The 25,461-nt window shown below is 33.2% G+C and carries 25 protein-coding genes; 15 read left to right on the top strand and 10 right to left on the bottom strand.

What is annotated here, in order from left to right:
- Nucleotides 1-98: 98 nt before the first annotated feature.
- The 9 genes from JOOMADRAFT_RS11165 to JOOMADRAFT_RS11125 all read left to right on the top strand — a co-directional run bounded on the left by JOOMADRAFT_RS11165 (nucleotide 99) and on the right by JOOMADRAFT_RS11125 (nucleotide 9,937).
- Nucleotides 99-590 (top strand): cytidine deaminase, encoded by a 492-nt coding sequence (locus JOOMADRAFT_RS11165; RefSeq protein WP_008613449.1) that lies wholly within the window; start codon nucleotides 99-101, stop codon nucleotides 588-590.
- A gap of 161 nt (nucleotides 591-751) precedes the next feature.
- The gene (gene pdhA / locus JOOMADRAFT_RS11160) at nucleotides 752-1,750 is read left to right on the top strand and encodes a pyruvate dehydrogenase (acetyl-transferring) E1 component subunit alpha (protein ID WP_008613448.1); all 999 of its coding nucleotides are present in this window, start codon (nucleotides 752-754) and stop codon (nucleotides 1,748-1,750) included.
- A 5-nt stretch (nucleotides 1,751-1,755) separates the two neighbouring features.
- Entirely contained in the window at nucleotides 1,756-3,417 is a 1,662-nt protein-coding gene (locus JOOMADRAFT_RS11155) for a pyruvate dehydrogenase complex dihydrolipoamide acetyltransferase (RefSeq protein WP_008613447.1), read from the top strand.
- A gap of 371 nt (nucleotides 3,418-3,788) precedes the next feature.
- On the top strand, nucleotides 3,789-4,760 hold the full coding sequence (locus JOOMADRAFT_RS11150) for a M28 family metallopeptidase (RefSeq protein WP_008613446.1): 972 nt from the start codon (nucleotides 3,789-3,791) through the stop codon (nucleotides 4,758-4,760).
- Between the two features lie 10 nt (nucleotides 4,761-4,770).
- The gene (locus tag JOOMADRAFT_RS11145) at nucleotides 4,771-5,454 is read left to right on the top strand and encodes an SDR family NAD(P)-dependent oxidoreductase (RefSeq protein WP_008613445.1); all 684 of its coding nucleotides are present in this window, start codon (nucleotides 4,771-4,773) and stop codon (nucleotides 5,452-5,454) included.
- An 11-nt stretch (nucleotides 5,455-5,465) separates the two neighbouring features.
- Nucleotides 5,466-6,065: a SprT-like domain-containing protein gene (locus tag JOOMADRAFT_RS11140; protein WP_008613444.1), complete on the top strand. Its 600-nt coding sequence runs from the start codon at nucleotides 5,466-5,468 to the stop codon at nucleotides 6,063-6,065.
- On the top strand, nucleotides 6,065-7,138 hold the full coding sequence (locus tag JOOMADRAFT_RS11135) for a mannose-1-phosphate guanylyltransferase (RefSeq protein WP_008613442.1): 1,074 nt from the start codon (nucleotides 6,065-6,067) through the stop codon (nucleotides 7,136-7,138). The genes JOOMADRAFT_RS11140 and JOOMADRAFT_RS11135 overlap by 1 nt, the downstream gene beginning before the upstream one ends.
- Before the next feature lie 6 nt (nucleotides 7,139-7,144).
- A complete protein-coding gene (locus JOOMADRAFT_RS11130; protein ID WP_008613439.1) occupies nucleotides 7,145-8,611 on the top strand; it encodes a DUF389 domain-containing protein in 1,467 nt (488 codons plus the stop codon).
- Nucleotides 8,612-8,731: 120 nt separating this feature from the next.
- The gene (locus tag JOOMADRAFT_RS11125; protein WP_008613438.1) at nucleotides 8,732-9,937 is read left to right on the top strand and encodes an IS256 family transposase; all 1,206 of its coding nucleotides are present in this window, start codon (nucleotides 8,732-8,734) and stop codon (nucleotides 9,935-9,937) included.
- Between the two features lie 120 nt (nucleotides 9,938-10,057).
- On the opposite strand, the gene JOOMADRAFT_RS11120 is transcribed toward JOOMADRAFT_RS11125, so the two are convergent.
- Nucleotides 10,058-10,453, bottom strand: a complete 396-nt coding sequence (locus JOOMADRAFT_RS11120; RefSeq protein ID WP_008613436.1) for an orotate phosphoribosyltransferase — start codon at nucleotides 10,451-10,453, stop codon at nucleotides 10,058-10,060.
- Between the two features lie 10 nt (nucleotides 10,454-10,463).
- Nucleotides 10,464-11,102, bottom strand: a complete 639-nt coding sequence (gene pyrE, locus JOOMADRAFT_RS11115) for an orotate phosphoribosyltransferase (RefSeq protein WP_008613434.1) — start codon at nucleotides 11,100-11,102, stop codon at nucleotides 10,464-10,466.
- Between the two features lie 7 nt (nucleotides 11,103-11,109).
- Between pyrE and JOOMADRAFT_RS11110 the strand changes: the two genes are divergently transcribed.
- The gene (locus JOOMADRAFT_RS11110; RefSeq protein WP_008613433.1) at nucleotides 11,110-11,691 is read left to right on the top strand and encodes an NUDIX hydrolase; all 582 of its coding nucleotides are present in this window, start codon (nucleotides 11,110-11,112) and stop codon (nucleotides 11,689-11,691) included.
- Nucleotides 11,692-11,738: 47 nt separating this feature from the next.
- Here the strand turns inward: JOOMADRAFT_RS11110 and JOOMADRAFT_RS11105 are convergent, their stop codons facing one another.
- Nucleotides 11,739-13,478: a M14 family metallopeptidase gene (locus JOOMADRAFT_RS11105; RefSeq protein ID WP_008613432.1), complete on the bottom strand. Its 1,740-nt coding sequence runs from the start codon at nucleotides 13,476-13,478 to the stop codon at nucleotides 11,739-11,741.
- A gap of 171 nt (nucleotides 13,479-13,649) precedes the next feature.
- Between JOOMADRAFT_RS11105 and JOOMADRAFT_RS11100 the strand changes: the two genes are divergently transcribed.
- Nucleotides 13,650-15,323, top strand: a complete 1,674-nt coding sequence (locus JOOMADRAFT_RS11100) for a SulP family inorganic anion transporter (protein ID WP_008613431.1) — start codon at nucleotides 13,650-13,652, stop codon at nucleotides 15,321-15,323.
- A gap of 29 nt (nucleotides 15,324-15,352) precedes the next feature.
- On the opposite strand, the gene JOOMADRAFT_RS11095 is transcribed toward JOOMADRAFT_RS11100, so the two are convergent.
- The 4 genes from JOOMADRAFT_RS11095 to JOOMADRAFT_RS11080 form a co-directional block, all read right to left on the bottom strand.
- Nucleotides 15,353-15,757, bottom strand: coding sequence for a response regulator (locus JOOMADRAFT_RS11095; protein ID WP_008613430.1), 405 nt, complete (start codon nucleotides 15,755-15,757; stop codon nucleotides 15,353-15,355).
- Nucleotides 15,744-17,966 carry a PAS domain-containing sensor histidine kinase gene (locus tag JOOMADRAFT_RS11090; RefSeq protein ID WP_008613429.1) on the bottom strand — a complete coding sequence of 741 codons (2,223 nt, stop codon included), beginning with the start codon at nucleotides 17,964-17,966 and terminating at the stop codon, nucleotides 15,744-15,746. The genes JOOMADRAFT_RS11095 and JOOMADRAFT_RS11090 overlap by 14 nt, the downstream gene beginning before the upstream one ends.
- Nucleotides 17,967-18,013: 47 nt before the next feature.
- Nucleotides 18,014-18,469, bottom strand: a complete 456-nt coding sequence (gene coaD, locus JOOMADRAFT_RS11085; protein WP_008613428.1) for a pantetheine-phosphate adenylyltransferase — start codon at nucleotides 18,467-18,469, stop codon at nucleotides 18,014-18,016.
- A 162-nt stretch (nucleotides 18,470-18,631) separates the two neighbouring features.
- Nucleotides 18,632-19,609 carry a D-alanine--D-alanine ligase gene (locus JOOMADRAFT_RS11080; protein ID WP_008613427.1) on the bottom strand — a complete coding sequence of 326 codons (978 nt, stop codon included), beginning with the start codon at nucleotides 19,607-19,609 and terminating at the stop codon, nucleotides 18,632-18,634.
- A gap of 138 nt (nucleotides 19,610-19,747) precedes the next feature.
- Here JOOMADRAFT_RS11080 and JOOMADRAFT_RS11075 point away from each other — a divergent pair, with 138 nt between their 5' ends.
- The 3 genes from JOOMADRAFT_RS11075 (at nucleotide 19,748) to yaaA (ending at nucleotide 22,303) form a co-directional block, all read left to right on the top strand.
- A complete protein-coding gene (locus JOOMADRAFT_RS11075; protein WP_008613426.1) occupies nucleotides 19,748-20,317 on the top strand; it encodes a PASTA domain-containing protein in 570 nt (189 codons plus the stop codon).
- Between the two features lie 14 nt (nucleotides 20,318-20,331).
- Nucleotides 20,332-21,369, top strand: coding sequence for an RluA family pseudouridine synthase (locus JOOMADRAFT_RS11070; protein WP_008613424.1), 1,038 nt, complete (start codon nucleotides 20,332-20,334; stop codon nucleotides 21,367-21,369).
- Nucleotides 21,370-21,541: 172 nt separating this feature from the next.
- Nucleotides 21,542-22,303, top strand: coding sequence for a peroxide stress protein YaaA (gene yaaA / locus JOOMADRAFT_RS11065; RefSeq protein ID WP_008613423.1), 762 nt, complete (start codon nucleotides 21,542-21,544; stop codon nucleotides 22,301-22,303).
- A 218-nt stretch (nucleotides 22,304-22,521) separates the two neighbouring features.
- On the opposite strand, the gene JOOMADRAFT_RS19910 is transcribed toward yaaA, so the two are convergent.
- Nucleotides 22,522-22,650 (bottom strand): 30S ribosomal protein THX, encoded by a 129-nt coding sequence (locus JOOMADRAFT_RS19910; RefSeq protein ID WP_008613422.1) that lies wholly within the window; start codon nucleotides 22,648-22,650, stop codon nucleotides 22,522-22,524.
- Nucleotides 22,651-22,929: 279 nt separating this feature from the next.
- Here JOOMADRAFT_RS19910 and JOOMADRAFT_RS11060 point away from each other — a divergent pair, with 279 nt between their 5' ends.
- Nucleotides 22,930-23,586, top strand: coding sequence for a uracil-DNA glycosylase family protein (locus JOOMADRAFT_RS11060; protein WP_008613421.1), 657 nt, complete (start codon nucleotides 22,930-22,932; stop codon nucleotides 23,584-23,586).
- A 37-nt stretch (nucleotides 23,587-23,623) separates the two neighbouring features.
- On the opposite strand, the gene JOOMADRAFT_RS20315 is transcribed toward JOOMADRAFT_RS11060, so the two are convergent.
- Complete coding sequence (locus JOOMADRAFT_RS20315) at nucleotides 23,624-23,764, bottom strand: hypothetical protein (RefSeq protein WP_008613419.1); 141 nt, start codon at nucleotides 23,762-23,764, stop codon at nucleotides 23,624-23,626.
- Nucleotides 23,765-23,862: 98 nt separating this feature from the next.
- Nucleotides 23,863-25,458, bottom strand: a complete 1,596-nt coding sequence (locus tag JOOMADRAFT_RS11055) for a DHA2 family efflux MFS transporter permease subunit (protein ID WP_008613418.1) — start codon at nucleotides 25,456-25,458, stop codon at nucleotides 23,863-23,865.
- Nucleotides 25,459-25,461: the final 3 nt, after the last annotated feature.

The raw sequence follows: 25,461 nt of genomic DNA, 5'->3' as shown, positions 1-25,461 counted from the left end.
CTTAAACTAGCTCAAAAGGTATCTGAGCGAGAGTACTTAGCACATATTATGAGTGGTCTCGGGGAATTAAAACCTTTATGAAGGATTAAAAATGCATTATGAAAAAACTTGAAATAACAACAACTCTTACTGTTTTCGATTCTCTAGATGAACTTCCTACTGAAGTTAGAGAATTAATGGTCAAAGCTGTAAATGTTCGTAAAAATGCCTATGCTCCTTATTCCAAATTTAGAGTAGGAGCTGCACTTGTGTTAGAAAATGATGAAGTTGTAGTGGGGAATAATCAGGAAAATGCAGTTTTTCCTTCTGGTTTATGCGCAGAACGAGTTGCTATTTATCAAGCAGGGGCACTTTATCCTAACATTTCTATTAAAATGATGGCAATTTCTGCTTCTTCGGATGCATTTAATGTGTTAACACCAACCCCTCCATGTGGTGCGTGTAGGCAATCAATGTTTGAATATGAAGAAAATCAAAAAGCACCCATAGCACTCTATTTTATGGGGGAAACAGGGAAAGTAGTTAAGGCAGATTCTATAAAAGATTTATTACCACTTACCTTCGGAAAAGCTACTTTGAATAATATTTAACAAAAATCTTTTATAAAAGCACTTTTTCATTTTTACACTTTTATTGAAAACGCTACTTTTGTATTGCGTTTAGAAAAACGTAACCTTTTAGGTAAGGTGCTATTTATGTTAAATGTTTTTCTAAATTGAATGCGCAAATTTTTGGCAAAAAGAAAATATAGATGAAAAAAGTTACAAAAGAAGTTTACTTGAAATGGTATGAAGACATGCTATTTTGGAGAAAGTTTGAAGATAAGCTGGCAGCGGTTTACATACAACAAAAGGTAAGAGGTTTTCTTCACCTTTATAATGGACAGGAAGCCGTATTAGCAGGTACTTTGCATGCTATCGATCCTAAAAAAGATAAATTAATTACTGCATATCGTAACCACGTTCAACCAATAGGTATGGGCGTAGATCCAAAAAGAGTTATGGCAGAGCTTTATGGAAAAGCAACAGGAACTTCTCAAGGTTTAGGAGGTTCGATGCATATTTTTTCAAAAGAGCACAACTTTTATGGAGGTCATGGTATTGTAGGGGGGCAAATTCCACTTGGAGCTGGACTTGCATTTGCAGATAAATTCTTCAAAAGAGACGGAGTAACTTTATGTTATATGGGAGATGGAGCAGTGCGCCAAGGTTCTTTACACGAAACCTTTAATTTAGCAATGCTTTGGAATTTACCTGTAGTTTTTATTTGTGAAAACAATGGGTATGCAATGGGAACTTCTGTAGCTAGAACTTCTAAAGAACAAGAAATTTGGAAGTTAGGTCTTGGTTTTGATATGCCATGTGGACCTGTAGATGGGATGAATCCTGTTAAAGTTGCCGAAGCAGTTCATGAAGCTGTAGAAAGAGCACGTTCTGGAGGAGGTCCAACTTTCCTTGAAATGAAAACATATAGATACCGTGGTCATTCTATGTCGGATGCTCAACACTATAGAACTAAAGACGAAGTAGAAGAATACAAAAAAATAGATCCAATTACTCAAGTTAAAGATATCCTTTTAGATAAGAAATATGCTAAGGATGAAGATATCGCTAAGATTGACAAACGAGTAAAAGATTTAGTAAAAGAGTGCGAGAAATTCGCTGAGGAATCAGATTTCCCAGATAAGAATGTAATGTACGACGTTGTTTACGAACAAGAAGATTATCCATTTTTACAGCATAAACTTTAAAAATAATGGCAGAAATCATTAACATGCCACGTTTGAGCGATACCATGGAAGAGGGTGTCGTTGCAAAATGGCTTAAGAAAGTAGGAGATAAAGTAGAAGAAGGCGATATTTTAGCTGAAATTGAAACAGATAAAGCTACAATGGAGTTTGAATCGTTTCATGAAGGGACGCTTCTTCATATTGGAATACAAGAAGGAGATGGTGCACCTGTTGATTCTCTTTTGGCAATCATTGGGGAAGAAGGAGAAGATGTTTCAGGACTAATTAATGGAGCTGGAAATTCTTCAGATTCAAAAGCAGAAGCTAAAGAAGAGAGTAAAAAAGAAGCATCTAACGAAGAAAAATCTTCTGAAGAAACTTCTAATGGTGGAGGAGAAATTCCTGAAGGCGTAGAAGTGGTTACTATGCCACGTCTAAGTGACACTATGGAAGAAGGAACTGTTGCTTCATGGCTTAAAAAAGTAGGAGATGATGTTGAAGAGGGCGATATTTTAGCTGAAATCGAAACAGATAAAGCTACAATGGAGTTTGAGTCTTTTTATTCAGGAAAGCTACTTTATGTTGGAATTGAAGAAGGACAATCGGCACCTGTTGATGATGTTTTAGCTGTTATTGGACCAGAAGGTACAGATGTTGATGCAGTATTAAATGCTTCAAAAGGAGGCGGAACTGCTTCAGCTAAAAAAGAAAAAGAAACTTCTTCAGATTCTTCTAAAACAGAAGCACCTAAGGAAGAAAAAGCAGAAGCTCCAAAAGCTACTTCTACTTCAAACGGTAGGATTTTTGTTTCTCCTTTAGCTAAAAAAATGGCTGAAGATAAAGGAATAGATCTTTCTAATGTAAACGGTTCTGGAGAGAACGGTAGAATTGTTAAGAAAGATATAGAAAATTATAAGAAACCAGCAGAAAGCGCAACAACAGCTGCGCCTGCTTCTCAACAAGCTTCATCGGCTCCATCGGCAATGCCATTTGTACCCGCAGGAGAAGAAAGTACGGAAGAGAAGAAAAATTCTCAAATGCGTAAAACTATTGCGAAGCGCCTTGGAGAATCTAAATTTTCAGCGCCACATTATTACTTAACTATCGAGGCAGATATGAGTAATGCAATGGCTTCTCGTAGTCAGATAAATGCTTTGCCAGATATTAAAGTATCTTTTAATGACATGGTAGTTAAAGCGTGTGCAATGGCGCTTAAGAAACACCCACAAGTAAATACAACATGGAAAAATGATGTAACAGTTTACAATCACCATGTACATATAGGTGTTGCTGTTGCTGTGGAAGACGGACTTTTGGTTCCTGTATTAAAATTTACAGACCAAATGAGTTTAACGCAAATTGGGTCTCAAGTTAGAGATTTAGCTGGAAAAGCTAGAAATAAAAAAATTACTCCTGCCGAAATGGAAGGAAGTACTTTTACAGTTTCTAACTTAGGAATGTTTGGAATCCAAGAATTTACTTCAATTATTAATCAACCTAATTCGGCTATTCTTTCTGTAGGAAGTATTGTTGAAAAACCGGTTGTTAAAAATGGAGAAATTGTAGTTGGACATACAATGAAGGTTACTTTGGCCTGCGACCATAGAACGGTTGATGGTGCTACTGGAGCTCAATTCTTACAAACATTACAGGCGTATTTAGAAAACCCTGTAACCATGTTAGCATAGATAAATTTTATAGAATAAACATAGAAATCCCGCTTTATGCGGGATTTTTGGTATATTTAAATCCCTTAAGAGGGTTTAATTCCGATGCTTGCTCTGAGTTTATTAAAGAGTTTTGTATCGAAAAGAATTATACCAGTTATTGATTGAATTTACTGTAAAATAAAATGATGATTTTTTTCTTTATACAAAACAGAAAAATAAAACATAGTGAGTCTTTGCTACGTCTTTTTATCTTGAAGTAGAAAGGGAAAAGATGCATTTTATACCAGTAAATAGAGTTGGTAAGTGGTATTTAATAGGTTTTAATTGAACGCCTTTTTGGCTATTCAAGAGCGTTGTTCATTATCAAATAATTACTAAATTTTATACACGTGAAAAAATATTTATTTGCCTTATCGTTAGTAGCAATTGCATGTAAGTCTACTACAACTACAGTAACAGAAACAGCTTCAAAAGCAGAAGTTTCTGTAGAAAAAGTAGCTAGTGCTTCTTCAGTAGAAAAAAACTTGTCTTTTCTAGCTTCAGATAAATTAAACGGTAGAGAAGCGGGAACAGAAGGAATAAACACAGCCTCTTCCTACATTGAAAATATTTTTAAGAAAAATGGGGTGAAACCTTATTTTGAAACCTATCATGATACCTTAACAAATTTTGATAAACCAACCTATAATGTTGTAGGAATGGTTGAAGGAAACGACCCACAATTAAAAAATGAGTTTGTTGTTATTGGAGCACATTACGACCATATTGGAACAGCAAAAGCTGTAGAAGGAGATGAAATTGCCAATGGAGCTAATGATAACGCTTCTGGAACCAGTGCAGTAATTGAGTTTGCTAAGTATTTCGGAACTCATAAAACTAATAAAAGAAGCTTGTTGTTTGTTTTGTTTTCTGCTGAAGAAAAAGGACTTTTAGGATCTGAGCATCTTGCTGAAAAATTAAAAAGCCAAGATTTTAATCTGTATACAATGATTAATTTTGAAATGATTGGCGTGCCTATGCAGCGTGAAGAGTTAACTTATCTTACAGGATATAAGGAAAGTAATATGGCTGAAAAGATGAATGCCTATGCAGGAAAAAATATAGTTGGATTTTTACCAAAAGCAGGAGAATACAACCTTTTTAAAAGATCCGATAATTACCCTTTTTATGAAGCGTTTAAAGTGCCAGCACAAACTATTTGCACCTTTGATTTTGAAAACTATCCATATTACCATCATGTAGATGATGAGATTAGTGAAATGGATTTTGAGCATATGGCAAAAGTAATAAATGAAATGATTCCTGTGTTGGAAAAGATATCTAACGCGCCAACAAAGGAAATTAAAATGAATACGCTATAAATTAACCGTAATGGCTAAAAATATTATTGTTACAGGAACAAGTAGAGGAATAGGATTTGAATTAGTACAATTGTTATCAAAACAAGGGCATAATGTATTGGCGCTTTCCAGAAATTGTAAGCCTGTAAATAATCTTAATATTTCAAATGTAACAGCATTTGACTGTGATATTTCAGAAGAAATTCAACTAAAAAAAGTAACAACTTTTATTGAAGAAAATTGGAAACAAGTAGATGTGCTTATAAATAATGCGGGGAGTATTGTAAACAAGCCATTTGCTGAAATTTCGATGAAAGAGGTGGAAGATGTGTACCGTGTAAATGTTATAGGAGTATTTGCCCTAACACAACTTGTGCTGCCACATATGCCAAAAAACGGTCATGTTGTTACAATAAGTAGTATGGGAGGAGTACAAGGAAGTATGAAATTCCCTGGCTTGTCTGCATATAGTTCTTCAAAAGCAGCTGTAATTACTTTGACGGAATTATTGGCTGAAGAGTATAAAGAAACAGGCCCTTCTTTTAATGTATTGGCTTTAGGAGCGGTACAAACAGAGATGTTAGAAGAAGCCTTTCCAGGTTATAAAGCTCCAACTACTCCAGAAGAAATGGCAGCATATATTGCAGAATTTTCTTTAAATGCTAATAAATTTTATAATGGGAAACTATTGCAGGTTAGCAATAGCACCCCGTAAAAAGGAAATAAATGCGTGAGATTCTATCTAAATACATTCCAGAAATGGCGGTAACGCCTTGTTTGGAGATGATAAAGCTCAATCATGTACATTTAAAAATTGTAAATGAACGCGTTACTAGACATGGAGATTACAGGAAACTACCAGATGGGAGTCACCAAATTACTGTAAATGCAAATTTAAATAAATATAGATTTCTAATTACGCTAGTGCATGAGATAGCTCATTTAGTTGCTTTTACAAAATATGGGCGACTTATAAAGCCGCACGGACAGGAATGGAAATATACGTTTCAACAATTGATGCTTCCCTTTATTAGACCAGAAGTTTTTCCTAGTTCGTTATTACCTGTGCTAGCCCGACATTTTAAAAACCCTAAAGCGAGTAGTGATACCGATGCGTATCTTTCTGTAGCGCTGAAAGAATTTGATCCTCAAAACAATAAAAATTATATCTTTGAACTCCCAATAGGAAGTGTTTTTCGAATACACAACGGAAAGGTTTTTAAGAGAGGAAATAAACGCGTAAAAAGATACGAGTGTGTTGAAGTTAATACGGGAAGAGTATACCTTTTTCAACCCAATGCCGAGGTTGAACTAATTAATGATTGATGAATAAAAATTACTATGCAATATTGATGGCAGGAGGTATCGGGTCTCGTTTTTGGCCCGTTAGTACAGCCGCACTGCCAAAACAATTTCATGATATTCTGGGGACGGGGGAGACGCTTATTCAAAAAACCTTCAGTAGATTAAATAAAATTATTCCAGCAGAGAATATTTATATTTTAACAAATGAAGAGTATGGAGATTTGGTAATGAAACAATTGCCAACTGTTCAAAGTGAACAGGTTATTCTAGAACCAGCTATGAGAAATACAGCTCCTTGTATATTGTATGCCTCCCTAAAAATAAAAAAGAAAAATCCAGATGCTATGCTAGTGGTTGCTCCAAGCGACCATTGGATTGAGCAAGAAGATAGTTTTGTAAACGATATTAAATTATGTTTTGAGACTTGTGAAAATGAGGATGTTTTAATGACTTTGGGGATAAAACCTACTTTTCCGAATACAGGATATGGTTATATTGAGCATAAAAAAAATGCTTCTGAAGTTGTAAAAAGAGTGGAACGTTTTTGTGAGAAACCCGATTATAAAACAGCGAAAAAGTTTATAAAACAAGGGAATTTTTTATGGAATGCAGGAATATTTGTTTGGAATGTACAAAGTGTTTTAAATGCTTTTGAAAAATATCAAGCTCCAATGTTGAACCAGTTTTTAACAGGTTTTGATGATATTAATACTGAAAAAGAAAAAGATTTTATAGCGAAAGCATATCCTGAGGCTGAAAATATTTCTATTGATTATGCTATTATGGAGCCTTCAAAAAATATATATGTGCTACCAGCTTCTTTTGATTGGAATGATTTAGGAACATGGGGAGCTTTGTATAATGAATTACCAAAAGACGATAATAAAAATGCTATTGTAAATGCTAAAACACTTTTGGAAAATAGTAAAGGAAATATAATTCATACTTCAAAAAATAAAACAGTAGTTATTGGCGACTTGAAAAATTATATAATTATAGATGAAAAGGATAAGCTACTAATTTACCCTAAGAAAAAAGAGCAAGAGATAAAAAATCTCCTAAAAAGGTTGAATACTAAATTTACTGATTCATAGTGAAACATGGAAGAAGAAAAGAAAAACGGATTAGGGCAAGATAATATTACGCCTACCGATAATAGTAGCCAAGAAAAGGTGAAGAGAGATTTCTCTGGTTTCTTGGGGAGTTTAAAATTATTTTTCTCTGAGCTATTGGATATTAGAAATAATACCGATCAAGAGGCTACTAAAGAAAGTATAGTAAACGATATTCCGTTTAAAGGGCATACTTCTTGGATTTTAATTTGCTCAATATTTATTGCATCTATTGGGTTAAATGCTAATTCAACAGCAGTGGTTATTGGAGCCATGTTAATTTCTCCTCTTATGGGACCTATTTTAGGTATTGGAATGTCTTTAGCTATTAATGACATTGATACCTTGAGAAGATCTCTTAAGAACTTTGCCGTAATGGTAATTTTAAGTATTCTAACTGCTTTTTTATTCTTTAAATTGTTTCCTTTACGAGATGAGTCTTCTGAGCTTTTAGCCAGAACAGCACCAGATATTCGAGATGTGCTTATTGCATTTTTTGGGGGTACTGCTTTGGTTATTGCAAGAGCAAAAAAGGGAACTATTGCCAGTGTTATTTTTGGTGTTGCAATTGCTACAGCCTTAATGCCTCCATTATGTACCGTAGGTTTTGGTTTGGCAAAAGGGAATGTAGATTATGCAATGGGAGCCATGTATCTCTTTCTAATTAATACCATTTTTATTGCTTTGGCAACATTTATTGTATTAAAGGTACTGCGTTTCCCAATGGTGAAATATGTAAATTCTAAAAAACGTAAACGCATTGCTCAAATAGCTTCCATTTTTGCCATTTTGGTAATGATTCCTGCTGGGAAAACTTTTTATGATGTGTTGCAAGAGTCTAATTTTAAAAATCAGGCTACCAAGTTTATTAATGACGATGTAAAGCCATATAAGTTTGATGATGGAGGGTTTTTATTGGATAAGTACTCTGTAATAGAATATAATAAAGGAAAAGGATCCAAAATAGAATTGGTTTTTATGGGAGATGCTGCAATTCCTAAAAATATTCAAGAAACTTGGCGTGAAAAAATGAAATCATACTCAAAATTACAAAATGCTGAACTTGTTATTATGGGGGGTGAAAACAAACAATTTGATAAGTTTCAATATGTAAATGAACTATACGAAGCTAAAAAACAAGAAATTGTTACAAAAGATGAGCAGATAAAAGTACTTGAAAAGGAAATAGACCGTTTAAGTAGATTTGCCTATAACGAAGTGCCGTTTCAGGAAATAAGTAAAGAAATTAAGATAAACTACAGTAATATTTTAGAGCTAGGTTTTGGTAATGAAATCAAAACCGATTTTAAAAAGATTGACACCATCCCGATGTTTATTATAAAATGGGAAAAAGGAATGTCGTCTGAAAAGAAAATAGAAGCTTCTAAAAAGTTGACAGAATGGCTTAAAGTCCGAATGAAGAATGATAAAATAGAGGTGAAATATTTGGATTAGTTTTTCATTGATGATATAATTTACTACCGGTAGTATCCAAAAAACTGTGTAAAGTAAGATTTAAGGTGGGTTTTAAAACCCACCTTAAATTTTTGTATAATTTTATAAAACACAGTTATTATGACACCAGAAGAGAAACAACAATTTTTAAAAAGCGGTCTTTTAGAAGGCATTACCACACAAGAAGAGTTAAGCACTATGCTTAAAGAGCTACATTCAGCAGCTTTAGAAGCGATGCTTCAAGGTGAGATGGATAATCATTTAGGTTATTCTAAGCATGAGCAAAGTTTGCACAGTAACGCTCGTAACGGTAGTAGTTCCAAACACGTAAAGACTGAATTTGGAAAAAGTCAGATACAGGTTCCTAGGGATCGAGAAGGTAGTTTTGAGCCCATTGTAGTACCCAAGAACCAAAGCACAGCTACTCCTATAGAAAACATCATTATATCGCTTTACGCAAAAGGGATGAGTGTTTCCGATATAGAAGAAGAGCTACAACAAATCTACGGTTACAAGCTCTCTACATCAGCTATATCCATTATCACGGACAAAGTCAACCAGCGTGTTTTAGATTGGCAAAACAGACCATTGGAAGCTGTATATTGTGTTGTTTGGATGGACGGTATTGTATTTAAAGTGCGCCAATCGGGCAAAGTGATTAATAAAACCATTTACTTGGCAGTAGGGCTTAATAGAGAAGGCTACAAAGAGCTTTTAGGAATGTGGTTGGGTCACAATGAATCAGCAGCTTTTTGGCAAGGTGTGCTTACCGATTTAAAAGCTCGTGGTGTAGAAGATATTTTGGTTACCGTTACCGATAACCTTAATGGCTTTACCCAGTCTATTAAAAACGTATTCCCTACAGCAGGCACACAAATATGTGTCGTGCATCAAATACGCAACTCGGCCCGTTATGTGGTTTGGAAAGACAAAAAAGCATTTACTGCCGATATGAAGCTTATTTACAACGCACCCAACAAAGAAATGGCAGCACAAGAGCTGGAACGATTTGCCCAAAAATGGAATGACAAATATCCTTATGCCGTACAATCTTGGCAACGTAACTGGGAGGAACTTACCGTATTTTTTGACTTTCCTTTAGAGATTAGAAAAATCATTTATACCACAAACCTTATTGAAAATTTAAATGGAAAAATCAGAAAATACACCAAAAACAAAATGGCGTTCCCAACAGATGATGCTCTTAAAAAATCGGTCTATTTATCGCTGATGCAAATCACCAAAAAATGGACGCAACCTATCCATAATTGGGGACTAATTTTAAATCAATTTTTAACTATATTTGAAAATAGGGTTCAACTCTAAATTTGAGCTAAACCCACTTTAAGCGTTTACACAAAATTTTGGATAGTGTCTTACTACCAAAAAAAGGGTTAGACAGCGTCTAACCCTTTTTTTGTAATGTAATGTATAAGGTATTGTTTGTTAAGAAACTTTACCCATATTATCTGTTAAGGTATTTATAAAGCTTGTAATAGGGCCTTTTATCATCATTCCCATCATTGCATTGAACTCTCCTTCAAAAGTTAGTTTTGCTTCGCTTTTATCAGCAGCTAAACTCTCAATATCCGCAGTTAGTGTAAACGGAAGTTTCTCGCTTGCAGCTCCTAATACAATTTTATTATGCGGTTGCTTTTCTTTCATTTTTAGAACGATTTCTGGCATTCCTTTTAATGCAAAAAGAAACTTATCGTCTTCTAAAACTTCAAATTTACTAATGTTTTCTGGCATTAGTTTTTCAAAGTTTTTTACATCACCTAAAAAATTATATAATTCTTCAGCAGATTTATTTACGGTCTTTTTTTCTGTTTCTAACTTCATGGTGCTATTATTATTTCCAATTTCCAGGATCTTTTCTCCAATCCTGTAGCGTCTTTAGTTCTTTTTCGTTGATGTAGTTGGTATCTACTGCTTGTTGTAATAAATGCTCGTAGTTACTTAATGTATATAAAGAAACATTATTTTCTTTAAAATTCTCATCAGCAACATCAAAGCCGTAGGAAAATATAGCAATCATTCCTTTTACATTAGCGCCTTCTTCTTTTAAAGCTTTAACAGCGTTTAAGCTACTTTTTCCAGTACTAATTAAGTCTTCTACCACAACAACGCTCTGTCCACGATCTAAAAAACCTTCAATTTGGTTTCCTCGTCCGTGTTTTTTAGGCTCTGGTCTAACATATACAAATGGAAGACTAAGTACCTCGGCAACAAGCATTCCAATTCCAATAGCTCCAGTGGCAACCCCGGCTATAACATCGGGTTTTCCATAAAGCTCTTCGAGTTGCTTTGCCATATGCTCTCTAACGTAATTTCTGATAGGAGGAAAGGATAGTACTATTCTATTATCACAATAAATTGGTGATTTCCATCCGGAAGCCCATGTAAAAGGATTTTTCGGATTCAACTTTATTGCATTAATTTGCAATAAAAGTTCTGCTGTTTTTTTAGCGGTATCTTTATCTAAAACCATGTTGCAAATGTATGAAGTTTTTGTAAATGAACATCGCATTATTTTAACCAATAAGATTGAAAAAGAAACAGATTTCAAATTGTTTCTAATGGAAACTGTTGATATTGTTGATGTAATCCATCAACTAAATAAAGGTAAAATAAAATGCGCCCATATATATTATGAGGATGAGAAGGTTCTGATGAAAAAATTCCTAAAAAAAATACCGTTGGTCATTGCAGCGGGGGGATTAGTTAAAAATAAAGAAGATGAAATTTTATTTATTTTTAGAAATAGTAAATGGGATTTGCCCAAAGGAAAAGTGGATAAAGGGGAAACTATAGAAGATGCTGCTATACGTGAAGTTGAAGAAGAAACGGGTGTAAAGAAGCTAAAAATAGATTCTCTTCTTAAAAAAACATACCATATTTTTAAAAGAAATGGTACTTATAAATTAAAAGAAACGCATTGGTTTTTAATGACGAGTAAGTACAAGGGTACTTTAGTGCCACAATGTAACGAAAATATTGAGTTAGCCGAATGGCGACCAGCATCCGACATTCCTAAATTGATGGAAAATTCTTATGAAAATATAAAAACATTGTTTTAGTCAGAAACCCCTTAAAAACTTATACAGAATTATATTTGAAACAACATCTAATTTTCAAATACTCGATAGATAGGATATCTTAAATGTGCTTTTTCGTAATTAGGAGATTTTTTATGGATCCAATCTAATTGCGCATACCAACTGTTTGCAAAGTCTTTGTTGGCTACTTTTTTAGCTTCAAATTCCTTTTTTACAGTTGGATTGTTGTTTAAAAACTCTAGTGCTTTGTCTTCCCAAACATAAGGCGAAAAACCTTCTTTTTGCTGAAGAATAGTATCAAAGAAATTCCAGTTAAAAAAAGAATCTACTGCTTCTGGCTCCAAGGTCTCTAAAATATAACGGATACTTTTCTGACGAGTTCTAATTAAATAATAATCTTCTGCGTTAATAAGTTGCGTTTCTTTTTCTCTTGTAACAGAGGTGTTTTTGTGTAGGTAATGACCTTCATACGGGCTCTCAACTGTAGAAAAATCTGCTATATGATAAACTTCTACATTCCATTCTTTAGTATCTTTTATTTCATCTAAAACAACGTTGTTTAATTTTAATAAATCAACCACTTTGGTCCATGCTTTTGGAACTAAATATGCTTCAGGAATCTGAACAGTTTTTGTTGCTTTAAACGTATCATAATAAGTAACTTCTTTTGTAAAAGGCTTATTTCGGTTATATTTTAAACGTTCTAATCCTGTTACTTCACTTGGAATGCGTTCGCCTTCAAAGCCTTTAAAATTTAGGGTAGAGTGTTTGCTTTTATCTACCTCCCAATTAACCGCATAACTTTCAGCATTTAAAAAAGAATTGCTGGTAGCTTCTCTTACTGCTTTAATTTTTTTATAATCTTTTTCGATAACTTCAATCATGCTCCGCATCAATTCATAAGTTCCGTAAACTCTTTTTTTATAGTCTTTTAGCATATGCGTTTCTACCATCATTCCAAGTGTATTCCATAGGGTAGTGTAGCCCGTAGAATACCGAGGAGCATCGTGAAATTGTGAAAATCCTTTTTCAGGAACTTCATTAAAAACATTTACATAAGGAGTAATGTCGTAATCCTTTTCTTTAAGAGAAGCAATCATTTCTGGCATAAGTTGCTCATGTAGGTATGTACCGGCTTCTCCTCCTAGTTTGTTGTGTTGCGTAAAAAGATGAGTTAAAATATATTGATAATCGGCACCGTTACTTACATGGTTGTCAATAAAAACATCGGGTTGTAAGTAGTGATATATTTTGGCAAATGCTTGGGCATTTTTAGTATCGTTTTTTATAAAATCTCTGTTGAGGTCGTAGTTTCTTGCATTTCCTCTAAATCCGTATGCTAAAGGGCCATTTTGATTAGTTCTAGAAGTGCTATTTCTATTTAAAGATCCTCCAATATTGTAAATTGGAATTGTAGCCAATACGGTATGCTTAGGGATACTAATTTTGCCTTGAGCAATATCTCTGTAAAGCATCATGGTAGCATCAATTCCATCTGGTTCACCTGGATGAATTCCATTATTTATAAAAAGAATTCTTTTATTTTTTCTAATGTCTTTTATATTAAAGTTTTCATCAGGATTTAAAAGGACTAGATGTAAATTCTTTCCGCTATCTGTAAGTCCTTCTTCTATTATTTTAATTGAAGGATATGTTTTTGCTAAATCTGTAAAATAGGAAATAGTTTCGTTATAAGTAGCTGTAGCTTTTCCTCTGGATTTTTCAAACTCTGTAGTAAAATCGGTTTTTTGGGCTTGTAGTTTTATAAAAGAGATTAGAATAATTAAAATGACCGATATTTTTTTCATGAGGCTTTTTTTACGAATTAGGTGAAACAAAAATATGAATTCTATAACAATATAGTAGTGTGATCTATTTGTCTAACTGAAAATTTGGAGTAGTTTTGCACTCTTTAAAAGTTAACATCCTCATAAATAGAGAAGTGACTTTTTTAACCCTACTAAGAAGAATATAGTATTATGACTGAGTTTATTAGAAAGATAGTTCCAAATGCAAAGGACGATGTTTTAGCGGGAATCACGGTTTCTTTAGCCATGATTCCAGAAGTTGTAGCATTTGCTTTTGTTGCGCAAATAGATCCATTGGTAGCACTTTCGGGGGCTTTTATAATCGGACTAATTACAGCTATTTTTGGAGGAAGACCAGGATTGATTTCTGGAGCTGCAGGAGCGGTAGCAGTTATTTTTGTTACTATGATTTCTGAAGGACATACAAAAGGGATGATGTTTGATGTACCCGTTGAAAATATGGGGTACTACTACTTGCTAGCTGCCGTGGTTATGATGGGAGTTTTTCAAGTTGTTGCAGGAATTTTTAAGCTAGGAAGGTTTGTACGATTAATTCCTCACCCTGTAATGATGGGGTTTGTAAACGGCTTGGCTATTGTTATTTTTATAGCACAGGTAAAAATGTTTACGCATAAAAAGCTTGAAGTAACAGCAGAAGGCGTTAAAAAATACATCAATATTCCAATGGAAGGAACTGAATTGTATACTATGATTGGGCTTGTTTTACTCACCATGGGAGTTATTTGGTTGTTACCTAGAATTACAAAAAAAATACCAGCATCTTTAACGGCTATTTTAATAACAACTGCTATTGTGGTGGTTAGTGGAATGGATGTAAGTACAGTAGGTTCTTATATTATAGAAGGTGGTGGAACTGGATTAAAAGGAGAATTGCCTACGCCAAATATGGAATTATGGCAAAATCTTCCGTTTAATTTAGATACGCTTAGTTTTATACTTCCATATGCATTTTTAGCGGCTTGTGTAGGTTTAATAGAGTCTCTGATGACGATGAATTTGGTGGACGAATTAACCGAGACACGAGGGAATGGAAATAGAGAATGTATAGCGCAAGGAGCAGGTAATATGCTTAGCGGACTTTTTGGTGGAACTGGAGGTTGCGGTATGATTGGACAAACTGTTATTAATATTAATGCTGGAGGAAGAGGACGCTTGTCTGGAGTAATGATGGCATTGACATTATTAACTTTTATATTGTTTACAGATAAATATATTGAACAAGTGCCAATTGCAGCTTTGGTAGGAGTAATGATTATGATGGTAATTGAAACTTTTGCATGGTCTAGCTTTAGAATTATTAGAAAAATACCAAAATCTGATGCTATTGTTTTAGTAATAGTGTCTGCTGTTACTGTTATTTACGATTTGGCAATTGCAGTATTTGTAGGTGTAATTATCTCTGCTTTAGTATTTGCTTGGGAAAATGCCAAGAAAATTAGAGCTCGTAAGCGTTTTAAAGATGACGGAACTAAAGTATATGAAATCTGGGGACCTTTATTCTTCGGATCAATTGCTGCTTTTAATGAAAAATTTGATGTTAAAGGCGATCCTGATAACATCGAAATTGATTTTGTAGAATCTAGAGTAAGCGACCATTCTGCTATTGAGGCAATTTATAATATTGTTGAAAAATATGAAGCAGCAGGAAAGACAATAAAACTGAAGCATTTAAGTGAAGATTGTAAAGCACTCTTGTATAAATCGTCTCCTAAATTTAGAGAGGTAATAGTGGTTGCTGTAAACGATCCGAGGTATCATTTAGCAGCAAATCCAGAGAAATTTCCGAAGTCGCTTTCAGAATATAAACTTATTGAAGAGGAGTAAAATCATACAAACATATATTTAAACCCTTGCTAATTACATATAGATATAGCCAATTCGTTTAATTTTTCTTTAGTAACTGGTTTAATTAAATGCTTGATAGAAAAAGGGTGTTTCTTATCGTATTCATCTACTTTTTTAATGTCTTCTGGATTAATGGAAGAGGTTAAAATGTAGATGAATGTTTTTTTGCTAATTTCTAGTTTGCTAAAAGCATCAATAAATTCCCATCCATCAATAATAGGCATATTTAAATCTAGTAAAATAAGCGTAGGGAATAATTCTGTACTCGTATTTTTATAATAATCTAGTGCTTCGATTCCGTTGTTAAACGAAATTACTTGCTGCGTAATCTTGGTTACCTCTATGAGTTTTTTAACGCTGAAGATTGTAATCGGATCATCGTCGATTAAACAAATGGCATTAATAGTTTTCATTGAAGTATATTTTAAATGTTGTTCCTTTATCAAGTTCGCTTTCGGCTTCAATTTTACCTTTCATGGCTTCAATTTGATTTTTAGTGATAAAGAGACCTATTCCACGAGCATCTCTATTTCCATGAAAAGTTTTATACATTCCAAAGAGTTTATGACCGTGTTTTTCTAAATCTATCCCTAAACCATTATCTGTAACGCTTAAAATTGTAAAACCTTTTACGTGTTCGCAATTTATTGTAATTTTAGGATATCTTTTTGGAGCCTTGTACTTAATTGCATTAGTGAAGATATTCAATAAAATGCTCTCTAAATATGCTTTAACAACATTTATATTAACATTTTCTGGAATATTATTTTCTACTTCTGTAAATGTTCCTTTTATGAGTTCGCTAATATTTGTAAAAGCTTCGTCAATTTCTTCTTTTAAATTTACAGTTTCTGTTTTAATATTCAAGTTAGTATTAATAGCAATAATCTCGTTGAGGTTAGCTATAGTCTCTAACATATTGCTAGAAGCAGAGTTTAGCATCTCTATAATTTCCACCTTTTTGAAAACGTCTTCTTCTACTCCTAAAAGCTCTATTAACATAGAGAAATTTGAAGCGTGAGAACGTAGGTTGTGAGAAACAATATGGGCAAAATTTAGGAGTCTATTGTTTTGTTCACTTGCTACATTAATAACCTCCAGAAGTTCTTCCTCTTTTTTTTTGATATGTGTAATATCTTGAATTACAGACCAGATAAGCTTCCTTCCAGAAGAATTGGTAATTAAAACTCGGGTATTTAAAGTAGGAACTAATTCGTTATTTTTATTTAGATAATGCCCCTCATAAGGGCCATATTTTCCATTGTTTAATACCTCTTTTAAAGCTCGAAGTTCTTTGTTTTTTTCATCTTTTGGAACCACATCGAGGTGGGTCATTTTTAAAAGTTCTTGAGTTGTGTAACCCGTACTGTTTTTAAAAGAGTTATTCATGTCTAGAAATTCTCCAGATAAGGCATCATTTAGCACGAGTCCTGTTGGGGAGAGTTCTAATAGCGTTTTATGGAGCTTTTCACTTTCTTTAAGTTTTTTTCTAGCTTCCACCATTTCTTGGATAATTCTTCCTTCAGCAATTAAGAAGTTTACTCGTTTTTTTTCATCAAAAACAGGTTTCAATGAAAAATCTACATAAACAGTTTCTTTATTTTTATCTAGAACTTTGGCTTCATACCTTATAAATTCTCCTTTTGCCGCTTTTTTGAAGTTTCTCTTCAGTTTCTTCTGTTCTTTATCAGAACTTTTCCACCAATAAGTGTCCCAGAAATATTTATTTATAACGTCTTCAGATTGTAAACCTCCAAAACTTAATGCAGGTTCATTAATATCTATAAGTCTTCCTTTTATATTTAAAAAGCCTGTAAATTGAAAAGTAGAATTAAAAATACTTTTAAAAACCTGTTTATTTTCTGATAGGGCTCTTTTGGTACTTTTTATTTGTTTCTCTTTGAGCGCTAATTGAAGTTCCGTATTTTTTTTGTGATCTATATCTTTTAAGGTTCCATAAATCTTTTTTGTATGTCCATTTTCTTGCTCAATATCTCCACGAAAACGCACCCATTTTTCATTCTCTTTTTGAGTAATTATTAATACTTCGTAATCAAATGAAGTGCCCTTTTCTATTGCGTTATTAATACTGTTAATAACCTTTTCTATATGAATTCCTTCTTTAAAAAAGCTAAAAGTTTTTTCTATTGTTGGAATAAAATTGGACGGAACTTCAAAAATTTCTCTTGTAATTGGAGACCATTCTAGGATATCATTTTCAACATCAAAAAACCAAGTTCCTATACATGCAACTGTACTTGTTTGTGCTAGAAAAATTTTATTTTTTTCATTTTCTTTTTTTGCTGAAATGTCTTCTAAATACACTAAAAAACCATCTTCAGAAGCTTGAATTTTATACAGAAACCATACCGCTATATTTTGAGATTTGTAAAAAAAATCTTCGCTCTCAATTATTTCAGAGGTGTTTTGAGCATATAGAAGTGCATTGCTTAAAGAGGAACTTTTTTTCTGAAGTATCTCAAAAAACAATTTTTTATCAATACTTTCTTTTGAGATTGAAAAGAAGTCATACCAAGCATTGGATGCTGTTAGTAAGCAAAGCTTTTTATCGAACAAGGCCATTGGGGCTGGACATTGTTCCATGGTAAGTAGGTTCGTCATAAATTTAAATAGTAGGGTTATTTAGGGGATTTATTGTTGGGTGTAAATTATTTCACTCTAACGGTTTCTGGAACTAAGCCAGTATAATCTCCATTATTCCTTATTACATCTCTTACAATAGAAGAAGAAATGTAACTTTTTCCAGAGGAAGTTAATAAAAATACAGTTTCAATTTCAGATAATTTTCGATTTGTATGTGCAATGGCTTTTTCAAATTCAAAATCTGCTGGATTTCTCAATCCACGCAAAATAAATTGCGCATCAATTTTTTTGCAGAAATCAACTGTTAAGCCTTCGTATGTCATTACTTTTATTCTTGGCTGATTCCTAAAAGCCTCTTCAATAAAATGCTTTCTTTCTTCTAGAGTGAACATATAATTTTTTTCAGCATTTATACCAATGGCAATAACCAATTCGTCAAAAAGGGTAATTCCACGTGTAATAATATCGTAGTGACCTAATGTTATTGGGTCAAAAGACCCTGGGAAAATAGCTCTTCGCATCGCAATGTTTTTACAAAAATTGAGTAATAGCTATGTAAATATAGGGAAATTGATTTTGGAATAACTGTTAAAATAAAACAGAAAAGTGGAGAGGAGATAATTTTAATCCCGACTCTATTATAAGTAGTCGGGATTATAGATTAGTTATTTTAAGAATTCTCTTTATGCTTTAAACGCCTCCTCAATTGCATTGTTGAATAACTCATTTAGAGAAATTCCAGCTTTTGCAGCTTGCTGTGGTAAAATACTTTCGGTGGTCATTCCAGGAATGGTATTTACTTCTAAAAGATAGGGTTCTCCGTCAACAAATATATATTCACTGCGACTAAAACCTTTCATTTTTAGTGTATTGTATACTTTTTTAGCAACTTCTGTAACCTTTTGTGTCATTTCATCACTAATTCGTGCAGGCGTAATTTCTTGAGATTTTCCTTGGTATTTTGCTTCATAATCAAAGAAATCGTTTTCAGAAACAATCTCAGTAATAGGTAAAACAGTTACTTCTCCTTTATAGGTAATAACACCAACAGAAACTTCTGTTCCATCTAGAAAAGACTCGATAATAATTTCGTCATCTTCTTTGAAAGAAACTTCAATAGCCGCCGTTAAATTTTCTTTAGTATGCACTTTTGAAACTCCAAAGCTAGAACCTGCTTTGTTTGCTTTTACAAAACAAGGAAGTCCAACTTTTGCTATAATTTCATCTTCATTAATAGGTTGCCCTTTGTTTATATAATAGGAAGATGCACATTTTATTCCAAAAGGTTTTAATGCAGCCAAGCAATCCCGTTTATTAAAAGTAAGCCCTGCTTGATACATTGGGCAAGAAGTATGTGGAATTTCCAAGAGTTCTAAATAACCTTGTAAGTATCCATCTTCTCCTGGAGTTCCATGTATGGCATTAAAAATACAATCAAATTTAATTGTGTTTCCTTCTGATGTAATGGTGAAATTTCCTCTGTTAATTGGGGTTTCCGTCCCATCTTCAGCAACATAAACCCATTTGTTTTTTAATATATGGATTCTATATACATTATATTTTTCAGGGTCTAAATGTTTACAGACTACATCACCGCTTTTTAAGGAAATTTGGTACTCAGAAGAGTACCCCCCCATAACTACACCTATATTTTTCTTCATTTTAAATATTATAAAAGGGAATTTAACGTTATTCAAAAGTATTAATAATTTCAATCAAAAAAATACTTTAAACCTAAATACAAATAGAAATAAAATTAGGTGTCTAGTTTTTATATCTTTGCTGAATAATAAAAAACCATGAGCTTTATAAAATTTATAACAAGTAAGACTTTTTTAAAACAAATAGGATTGGCTGTTTTAGCAATCGTTGTTTTAGTAATATTAACACTTCAGTATTTAAAAATAACCACCAACCATGGAGAGTTTGTATTGGTGCCAGATTTATCTAAAAAATCTTTGAGAGAAGTAGAAGAAATTGTGGACAAAGCAAATTTAAATTACGCAGTGTTAGATTCTACTAATTACAATCCAGATTATCCTCGATTTTCGGTTATTGAACAAAGTCCGAAAGCAAATAATGAGGTGAAGGAAGGGAGGAAAATCTATTTAACCATAAATCCCTCTGGTTATAGAAAAGTAAGTGTTCCCAATGTTATACAAGTAACCAAACGTAATGCAGAGTCTATGCTTAAAGCTGTTGGTCTTAATGTGGGAAAAGTTTCTTACATCAATGAAATTGGTAAAGATATGGTGTATTATGTACGTTATGAAGGGGAGAATATTTTACCAGGACATCAGTTGCCAAAAACAACAGAAGTGGAGTTGGTTTGCGGAAATGGAAACAATGCCGAAGTTGTTGTAGAATAATAGCAGAAATTGAAATGATAGAGGAAACGCAAGACGATTTTAACCAAGACGACGAACTTTACGAGCATTATAGTTTTACTGCTGGAAAAGGGCAGGAGCCTTTACGGGTGGATAAGTTTTTAATGAATTTTATTGAAAATGCAACCCGTAATAAAATTCAGCAAGCAGCAAAAAATGGGAATATTTATGTAAATGGAACTGCCGTAAAATCAAATCATAAGGTTAAAGCGAATGATGAGGTTAAAGTACTTTTTGAACATCCTCCACATGAATATTTATTAACTCCAGAAAACATTCCTTTAGATGTAGTTTATGAAGATGATACCCTTTTGGTGGTAAATAAATCTGCAGGAATGGTGGTGCATCCTGGACATGGAAATTACTCTGGAACTTTAATAAATGCACTTATTTATCATTTCGAAAACCTTCCGATGAATAGCAATGAGCGCCCAGGATTGGTACATAGAATAGATAAAGATACTAGCGGACTTTTGGTTGTAGCCAAAACAGAAGAGGCGTTAGCGCATCTATCTAAACAGTTTTTTAATAAAACTAGTGAACGGGAATATGTTGCATTAGTTTGGGGGAATATAGAGGAAGAAGAAGGAACTGTGGAAGGGCATATTGGGAGGCATCCTAAAAACCGTTTGCAAATGACGGTTTTTCCTGAAGGAGATAATGGAAAAGAAGCAATTACACATTTTAAAGTGTTGGAGCGTTTTGGATATGTTACCTTAGTTTCTTGTAAATTAGAAACTGGAAGGACTCACCAAATACGAGCTCATATGAAGTATATTGGACACACTTTGTTCAATGACGAACGTTATGGAGGTGAAAAAATATTAAAAGGAACTACATTTAGTAAGTATAAACAATTTGTAGAAAATTGCTTTAAAATTTTACCAAGACAGGCATTGCATGCTAAAACACTTGGTTTTGAACACCCTGTAACAGGAAAATTTCTAAGTTTTGATACTGAAATTCCAGAAGATATGCAGGAATGTATAGAAAAGTGGAGAGGCTATGCCAAACATCAAGAAATTACCGAATAAGCAATATAAATATGGAGGCGCTTACCTGAGTGCTTATGCCTAGACTATAAAGGCATTATAAATTTTACTAATCTATCAATAGAAAACACTGAATCTATAAACTGAAAAAAGTAAAACATAGATTGTATCTTTAACTTTGAAATAGAAGTTGAATAATTAAAATCCTATATACGTGAAGATAGTTGTATCGCCAGCAAAGTCGTTAGATTTCGAATCAAAATTGCCTACAGAAAAATATACACAACCCGATTTTTTACCAGAAGCTGAAAAGTTGAATACGGTGCTCCAAAAGAAATCGCCTAAAAAACTTTCTGAGCTGATGAGTATTTCTGATAAGTTAGCAGATTTAAACTGGCAACGGAATCAAGATTTTACAACACCCTTTACTCCTGAAAATGCAAGACCAGCAGTTTTTGCTTTTAATGGAGATGTGTATACTGGGTTGGATGCTTATAATATTCCGAAAGAAAAATTGTCTATTCTTCAAGATAGATTACGAATTTTAAGCGGACTCTATGGGGTATTAAAACCATTAGATTTAATGCAAGCGTATCGTTTGGAAATGGGAACGAAATTAACTGTAGGAAAAAATAAAAATCTCTATGAGTTTTGGAAGAAAAAAGTGACAGCAAAACTCAATGAAGAACTTTCGGAAGACGAACTTTTCTTAAATTTAGCTAGTAATGAATATTTTGGTGCTGTTGATGAAAAAGCATTGAAAGTTCCTGTGATTACTCCAGTTTTTAAAGATTGGAAGAATGACAAACTAAAAATAATTAGCTTTTTTGCCAAAAAGGCTCGAGGCTCTATGGTTAGGTATATTGTAGATACCGATGCTAAAAGCATTGAAGATTTAAAAGGCTTTAATTACGACGGATATTCGTTTAGTGAAGAATACACTAAAAAGAAAAATGAATTAGTTTTTGTGAGGTAAAAGTACCATTATTTGGGTGTTTTAATCTAACAAAATCATACTAATAAAATTGAAAAATACACCTATTGAAAGGTGTATAAAGTGTTTAAGTTCTAAATGTCATCCTGAGCTTGTCGAAGGATGTTTTTAAGAGTTAGTTGCTTGAAACTTCGACAAGCTCAGTTCGACAAGCTCAGTTCGACAACTGTACATTGCTTTTAAGCCTTTGATTATTATAACTATTTTTTAGTGTCTACACTTATTCTTTCTTCTACAGGAGTTTGCTTTTTAATTTTTCTTCTGCGTCTTACTCCGTAGCTTCCTCTACTTATTTTTCCGCGTTTTGTTTTTTTATCTCCTTTTCCCATTGCGTTTTCATTTAAAATTTGACTAAAGTTACTTAATTTGTCCTTCTAATTAAAATCATTAATGTCCGAGTAAAAATATAAGACCGCTTCGATGTAAGAAAAAAGAACAAAGACTAAATTTTAACTATCTTAAAATATGTAGTTTAAAAAAACAACATTACTAAAAAAACTTTTTTATTAATAGTAAGGGTCTATCTTGAAAACCTCATTTTAACCTTGATATAAGTGGAGTCCAATAAATTCTGTTAGCTTTTATCGGACAACAATAAATTAAAAAATATGTTTCTTCATACACATCCTTATTCCCCATTTATTCCTAAAAATGCAGCTAAATTAATTGTAGGAACATTACCTCCGCCAAGATTTACGGAAAAAGTGTTTAAAGAAGGCGATGTAGATTTTTCTTACGGAAGTAGAGATGGATATTTGTGGCCCATTTTAAATAGAATCTTTAGTTTGAATTTAGTTTTTGAAACTACGGAAGAAGCTATACAGCAGCGTAAATTATTTTTGGCAGCCTATCAAATAGGGATTTGTGATATAGTTGCTTCCGCAGAAAGAGAACAAATAGACGCGTCAGATTTGGGGATGAAGAATATAGAATGCCGGGATTTGATTTTTTATTTAAAAGAAAATCCTACTATTGATACCATTTTATTTATGGGAGGAAATAGTAAAAATGGTCCTGAATATCTTTTTAGGAAGCAATTAAAGGATAAAGGAATAAAATTAGAAACTATTTCTTCGGATGTACCTCGTGAGTATCAATTTAAAATTGGGAATCGAAATATAAAAACAGTTTCATTAACAGCCCCATCGGGAGCGGCAAATAGGGCGGTGGGAGCTATACCAGAATATAAAGCACTAAAAAAGAAGCACTCTAATCTCAATACTATTGATTTTAGAGTGCTTCAGTATATTAAATATTTTGTATGATAATTAATTGATTATCGGTACTAATTATTGGGGGATTTTATTTTTTATTCTGTTGATCTTTGATGGTTTTCTCATCAATATCAAACTTATTAGTATCTATATTCCTATTTCCCGTTGGGTTTGTAGGATTTGTTTGTTCTTGTTTTCTTTTCCATTTTTTATCTTTAATAGTGCTCATAATTTCTTTTTTTTAGTTTACTTAAAGATACAAATGAACTTGGGAAAAGGCTCTTAAAACAATTGTAAGTTATTGTTAATGGTTTAACATTTAAATAGTTAGTGCATTGCTGAAGCATCAACTTTGCCTTTACCTTTTTTAATCATTAATACAAAAGGAACGCAAATTAGAAATAGAATCCCCAAATATAAAAATATATCCATGTAAGACAATACCGTACTTTGTAAGGTAATACTTCCTTCCATTAATTGATATGCTTTATCTAAAGATTCGTTTACACTAAAACCTTTCGACATAAACATTTGTTGATACGCTTGCAACCGCTCCTGTACTTTAAAATCTATTTTTGAGAGGTTTGGTAATAAGTCCACTCGGTGTTGCTGACTTAATCTGGCAACAAACGTAGTGATAATTGCAATCCCAAAAGATCCCCCTAATTGTCTCATCATCCCTGTAAATGCGGCACCTTCTCCAATGTCTTTTCCTCTTAATGTAGAAAGAGATAAGGTTGTTATTGGAACAAATAGTAATCCTAACCCAAATCCACGCGCTACTAGAGGCCAAAACATATGTTCGGAACCAGTATCTGGAGTCATCATGTTATACATCCAATAACTATAAATAAAGAATACTACAAACCCAATGGCTGCTAAGTATTTTTGTGGAACTCCACGCTCTAAAAGTTTACCAATAATAGGCATCATTAGTGCGGTGGTAACAGAACTTGGAACTAGTAGTAAACCAGCATCGGTGGCTGTCCATCCTAAAATAGATTGAGTGTAAATTGGAATAATAAAGGTAGAACCATACAAACCAAAACCAAGAATAAATGTTAAAATAGTACCGATTCTTAGGTTGTAATCTTTTAAAACTCTGAGGTTTACAATTGGGTGTTCATATACAAGTTCTCTCCATATAAATAATAACAATCCTAGACCAGATACAATAGTTAGTATTATTATAGTGGTATCTGCAAACCAATCGTCTTGTTGTCCGTGCTCTAAAATATATTGCAAGGAACCAATAAAAGAAGCTAGAAAGATAATACCCCACCAGTCTACTTGACTTGCTTTTAGCTTTTCTCCATACTTCGGACTTTTAATATATATAATGGTTAAAAATGTGGCAATAATTCCAATAGGCACATTGATATAAAATATATATGGCCAAGAGAAATTATCTACTAAATAACCACCTAATGGAGGTCCTAATGTAGGACCAACAATTACTCCCATTCCATAAATAGCTTGTGCCATTCCTCTTTTTGCAACAGGGTACGTTTCTGTAATAATTGTTTGGGCCGTAACTAGTAATGCTCCGCCTCCCATACCTTGTATGAATCGGAAAGCTACTAGTTCCCATAAATTTGTTGCATTTCCACACAAAAAGGATGCTGCAGTAAATATTATAATTGAAGCTGCAAAGTAATTACGTCTCCCAAATTGTTTAGACAACCAACTGGTCATTGGGATAATAATTACGTTTGCAATTGCATAGGCCGTAATGACCCAGGCAATATCTGTAAGAGAAGCCCCTAAGCTACCTCTCATGTCGTTTAATGCAACGTTAACAATTGTAGTGTCAATAATTTCTAGAAGGGCACAAAGAATAGCCGTAATGGTTATTATGACCCTAGTAAAACCATATTCTACTAAACTGTCTTCGTCTTGAACTTGAACTTGTGCTTCTGCCATAAC

It is taken from the genome of Galbibacter orientalis DSM 19592, assembly GCF_000260115.1.
Taxonomy (GTDB): Bacteria; Bacteroidota; Bacteroidia; order Flavobacteriales; family Flavobacteriaceae; genus Galbibacter; species Galbibacter orientalis.
This window is presented reverse-complemented; position numbering and strand designations above follow the sequence as displayed.